Below are 4,826 nucleotides of genomic sequence, written 5' to 3' on the forward strand. Positions count from 1 at the left end.
GACGCGAACACGTCAGCTACGAATAACGCCAACCTCGCCCGAGCACGGTTCACTTCATGTGCGTCCACATCCCCAACATGCCCCCAAACAGGACCGGGAGACAGACCTAACGGAGTCCTACTAGGTGTACTGCCCTGAGAGGTTAGGAACGCGGCTGGCGGGTGGCTGTCCCTTGAGCGGGGTGTGTCCGCGGTGGTGCTTGTAAGGGTGCAGCCAGCCGGGGGAAGGCGTCGCGTCGTTCCTGTTCGGTGCGGTAGGGGCGGGCGTAGGCCCACTCATCCAGCAGCGTCCGGTTGAACCGCTCGACACCCGGAGCGCGGGATGTGCGCGCTCCCGGCTGAATTTCTGGCTGGATTTTGCCTGGCCTTCGCGAAACCGGGGGGAGCACCGCCGCCGTCTACGGGCCCAGGAATAGAGAGGGTGCGGCATGACAGGCAGCAGTTCTGTGATCAGCTCGGACGAGCGCCGGGCCGGTATCTCCGTGGTGGCCGAGGCCCTGCGGGTCAGCGGCCGTGACCGGCGCCCGGTGTTCGGCTCCGCCGTTCTGGCCGGCGTGGGGGCGCTGCTTGTCGGAGGGGGGATCGTGGCAGGCGCGTTCGCCGCGTCGTGGGGCCTCTTCCTGCAAGCCAGAAGAGACGCCGAGTTCAGCATCGCGTCCGAGGACTCCTACGTCGCGTACGCCGACCAGAAGGACAGCCTCGTCAACGTCGCGTTATGCGTGTACCCGCTGCTGCTCCTCATCGCCATGGTCTTGATCGCCTGGCTGCTCACCGCCCAGGCCGTCACCGTCGCGTACGCGCGGGAACGCGCGGCGGCGGGCACGGGCGCTGCCGCGGCCCCTGGTGCCCTCACCTTCCGCGCGCTGTGGCGCCGCTCCCGTCCGCACCTCGGGGCCGCGTTCCGCGTGCAGTTGCTGACCCTGGGGTGCGTCCTCGTCCCGGCGCTGGCGGGACTGCTCGTCCTCGTTCTCCTCGAGTTGGAGATGGTGCCCGGGGTTGTGTGGCCCACGTACCACGATCCTGCGACCGTGCAGTTCATCCTGGTGGGCCGGATCCTGCCTGTCGTGATCTGGGGGCTCGGAGGCGCCCTCCTGGCCCGTTTCTCCCTGGCCACCGCAGTGCGGGTGGCGGACCATTCCTCGGCCACGGCAGCGATGCGCCGTTCTTGGACGCTGACCCGTACGGCACGTCCGTACACCGTCGGGATCTTCCTGCTGGGCACTCTCGCGGTCGCCGTGGCCTTCAACGTGCTGAAGTGGCTCGGGACGTACGTGGCGCACTGGGCGGGGCTGCTCATGCTGGCCACCACCGAGGACAACGTGTGGGTCACGGGCGTCCTCGTCATCATCACCCCGGTCGCGGTGGCGCTCGTGCTGCTGCCCTTGGCGCTGGCGCCGATGGGCGTCCTACTCGCGTGCCTGCGCGAGCGACTCGACGGCGGCACGGGAGAGACACGGGTGCCGTCCGGTGCCCCGGTCGGGTAGGGCCCGGGCTAGGGGTGCGGGAGCCGAGCCAGCCGCTTGGGTGGGCCGACGGGTGAGTGGCCCTGCGAAAGCTGAACCTGGCCTGTACCTCAGGCTGGGCCGGTGGTCGGGAGCGTCTGGGGCAGGGCGCTCCCCAAGACGGCCCGTCAGTTCTCCGGCCCCGCCGACGCCTTGGCGCAGAGATACGGACGCGCGAGCAGCAGACCCGTGCCCGTAATCGCGATGCCGAAGTAGACCGGCGCCAGGTGGATGAAGTCCGTGTAGTGGATCGCGGTGTGCACCACGACCGCCGGCAGGAATCCGGCCGCCGCCGCTGAGGTCAGTGTCCAGAACACCCACGCCTCGCCCCGCCGCCAACCCCACGCGCTGAGCAGCATGATGGCCACCGCAGCGGACATCAGGGCGCCGCCCAGCCCCGCCCGGTCGTGGGCGACGAACGGCACAAGCCGGGAGTTCAGGGTTTCGAGCGCCTCCGCGCTGGTGCCCAGGAAGGTCAGGTCGGTCGGTACGAAGACGCCGGTCAGGCCTACCACTGAGATCACCGCTCCGCCGGCGAACAGGCCCGCTCCTGTGACGATCAGCAGGAGTTGGCCGGTCAGTGCCCGTCGGCGTTCCGGTTCTGGGCCCTCGGGGGCCAGGTGCCAGCGCGGTGTGTGCGGGGTGCGGCGGACCGCGGCCACGAACATCGGGAACAGTACGAGGGCTGTGGCCGTGTGCAGGGGTTCTACGAAGCCGGTGGCCAGGAAGTAGAACAGGGTGGGGAAGCCGATCGCTCCCGAGAGCAGGTACACCTCGCGGGCCCAGGGCCAGCCGCGTCTGATGCCGCCCACGGCGAGGCCGGTGTAGAGGGCGCCGATCGATGCCATCGTGCCGGCCATGGTGATCCGGTCGTGCTGGAGGAAGTGGACGAGGTGGTGGTTGGCGGCGTGCAGTTGATGCACCGTCATGCCGAGGTAGTCGCGGTCGTACCAGAGCAGTACCGGCCCGAGTGTGATCGCCGCGGCGCCGAGTCCGGCGCCCGTCATACCGAGCCCGACGAGCAGCGCCCACCACCAGGCGGGCCAGCGGCGCGGATCGCGGCCGACGTCCCGTAGCTTGAGGTCCCGTAGCCGCGGCGCGGGGACGGTGGGCGTGGCCGCCTCGGTGACCCGTGCGAACCAGCCGGGTCCGGCCTCGACGAGCACCCTGGGCCGGGCCAACACAACGGCGCCCGGCTCCTCGAGCACGGCGGCCGCGGCGGTGACCGACGGGTCGGACACGTGGACCACGTGCGGGTCGTCGCCGCTGGTGAACCCGTCGACGTACGGCTTGAGGGCAGCCTCGGCCTCCGGGTCGATCGCACGGACGATCAGCGGGATCGTGCGGCCGGCAGCGGCCTTTCGTACGGTCTCGACGTCGGCCGCCGAGACGGGTGCCACCTCGACAACGCCGGCCCCGAGCGGGGGCATGGCGCGTACCGCTTCGCGGGCGAGCGAGGGCGGGACGGTTATGCCGAGGCGGACGGTCACGGGTACGCCGGCGATCTCACCGCCGAGGCGTTCGGGCGGGTGGCGGTGGCCGAACCCCCGGGCGATCAGCCGTGCGCCGACGGGACGGGAGCCGATCGAGGCCAGCAGCCGCAGCGCGGTGCGCTGCGAACGGGGACGGCCGAGGACCGCGGCGGCCGCGCCGCGCAGTGGGTGATACGTCCAGTCCGGCATCAGTCGCTCTCGCTCTTGCTCTTGCTCTCGCTCTTGCTCTCGCTCCCGCTCTTCGTCGCGGTCGCCGGGTCGCCGGGCGCGGTCCAGCCGAGCACCGGCGTCATCGAACGCAGCGTCGCCCGCGTCGGCGTCAGCCGGGCGGCCGTGTCGCGCAGGAGCACCGCGGGCGGCCACGACAACTGGCCGATTGCGCCGAGCCGGGCGGAGCGGCGCGTGATGGCCTGGGTTCGCGGGCGGCGCAGCAGGTCGTACGAGCGGAGTGCGGCGGTCACGTCCGGGGTGCCGTCGAGGCAGTGGGCCAGGGTGACCGCGTCCTCCAGCGCCTGGCACGCACCCTGGCCCAGATTGGGGGTCATGGCGTGGGCCGCGTCGCCCAGCAGTGCGACCCGGCCGCGTACGAAGGTGGGCAGCGGCGGCAGGTCGTACAGGTCGTGCCGGAGCACCGCGTCCGCGGGGACGGCGGCCAACAGGGCGGGGACGGGATCCGGCCAGAACCCGAACCGGCGCAGCAGTTCGGCGTGCTCGGACGAGGACGAGGACGAGCCGGAGGCCGCTCCCTCCGGCAGCGACGCGGTCGCGAAGCAGTACATCCGCCCGCCCGGCAGCGCCGTGTAGCCGAACCTCTCCCCGCGGCCCCAGGTCACCGCGCCCTCGGAGGGCGGCTCGGCGAGGGGCTCGGTGACCATGCGCCAGGCCGGGTAGCCGGCGTACCTGGGGCCGGCCGCGTCAGGCCACAAGGTGCGGCGGACCGCGCTGTGCAGCCCGTCCGCGCCGACCACGACGTCGGGCCGGGACTCGCCCTCGCGGTGATGGACGACCAGGCCGTGACCGTGACCGTGGCTGTCGTCGCGGACCGCGGACACCTCGCTGCCCGACCGCAGGCTGTCGGCGGGCAACGCCTCGGTGAGCACCCGCAGCAGGTCCGCGCGGTGCAGGACCATCAGGGGTTGGCCGAAGCGGCGCGCCAGCTCCGCGTTGTCCGTACGGGACAGCCAGCGGCCCCGGCGGTCCCGTACGCCGCCTATGGCCTCGACGGCGCCGAGTGCCCGGACGGCGTCGGCCAGGCCGAGCACCTCAAGCGCGTGCAGCGCGTTCGGCCACAGGGAGATGCCGGCGCCGATCTCGGTGAACTCTGGTGCACGCTCCAGGACTTCGACGTGCCAGCCTCGGTGGTGCAGGGCGACGGCCGCCGCTAGGCCGCCGATTCCGCCGCCGACGATGGTCGCGGCGCGCTGCGGCATGGGTCCTCGCTCTGGCTCGGGGCGCCGCCCCCGGTCAAGTGGCCGTCGATCCGGTGCCTGAGCGGTATGCGACGTGGCGCAGGTCCGGCTGGGAAGCGCCTCATAGCAGCATGGCGACAGTCGCCTGTCAACGTGCAGAGGGGCGGACTGGCAAGGGGTTGGGAACTGCTGCGGGTGTACTGAGCGGGAGTGACTTTTGGTGAACGGGAGTGAGTGGCGAGGCCGGATGTCGTTGGTGCCGCCCGGCGCCTGCACCGGGACGGTCATCCATGCCGTGGGGTGGGTTCTCGGTCTCCGTTTTCGGGAGGGGGAACTGGAGTTCTTGGGTCGAATGGGTGACCTTTGCGGCTGGGGCTCGTTGACTGCTGTGACGGGATCTTCGTCTGGGCAGGGGGTGAAGGG

3 protein-coding genes and 1 pseudogene are annotated in these 4,826 nt (G+C 71.6%); 1 reads left to right on the forward strand and 3 read right to left on the reverse strand.

Annotation, left to right across the window (positions count from 1 at the left end):
* Window positions 1-120: 120 nt before the first annotated feature.
* Window positions 121-307 (reverse strand): annotated as a pseudogene (locus G6048_RS46640) (integrase core domain-containing protein); the annotation flags it as partial.
* 120 nt (window positions 308-427) lie between these two features.
* Here G6048_RS46640 and G6048_RS46645 point away from each other — a divergent pair.
* Window positions 428-1,483 (forward strand): hypothetical protein, encoded by a 1,056-nt coding sequence (locus tag G6048_RS46645; RefSeq protein ID WP_165345678.1) that lies wholly within the window; start codon window positions 428-430, stop codon window positions 1,481-1,483.
* Window positions 1,484-1,629: 146 nt separating this feature from the next.
* On the opposite strand, the gene G6048_RS46650 is transcribed toward G6048_RS46645, so the two are convergent.
* Both G6048_RS46650 and G6048_RS46655 read right to left on the reverse strand, forming a co-directional pair.
* Entirely contained in the window at window positions 1,630-3,183 is a 1,554-nt protein-coding gene (locus G6048_RS46650) for a hypothetical protein (protein WP_165345679.1), read from the reverse strand.
* Window positions 3,183-4,424 carry an FAD-dependent monooxygenase gene (locus G6048_RS46655; protein WP_165345680.1) on the reverse strand — a complete coding sequence of 414 codons (1,242 nt, stop codon included), beginning with the start codon at window positions 4,422-4,424 and terminating at the stop codon, window positions 3,183-3,185. The genes G6048_RS46650 and G6048_RS46655 overlap by 1 nt, the downstream gene beginning before the upstream one ends.
* Window positions 4,425-4,826 lie beyond the last annotated feature (402 nt).

This window comes from Streptomyces ureilyticus (assembly GCF_011045025.1).
GTDB lineage: Bacteria > Actinomycetota > Actinomycetes > Streptomycetales > Streptomycetaceae > Streptomyces > Streptomyces ureilyticus.

Coding starts and splice junctions, on each gene's coding strand:
- G6048_RS46645 (WP_165345678.1), top strand. CDS start 428: ATGACAGGCAGCAGTTCTGTGATCAGCTCGGACGAGCGCCGGGCCGGT.
- G6048_RS46655 (WP_165345680.1), bottom strand. CDS start 4,424: ATGCCGCAGCGCGCCGCGACCATCGTCGGCGGCGGAATCGGCGGCCTA.
- G6048_RS46650 (WP_165345679.1), bottom strand. CDS start 3,183: ATGCCGGACTGGACGTATCACCCACTGCGCGGCGCGGCCGCCGCGGTC.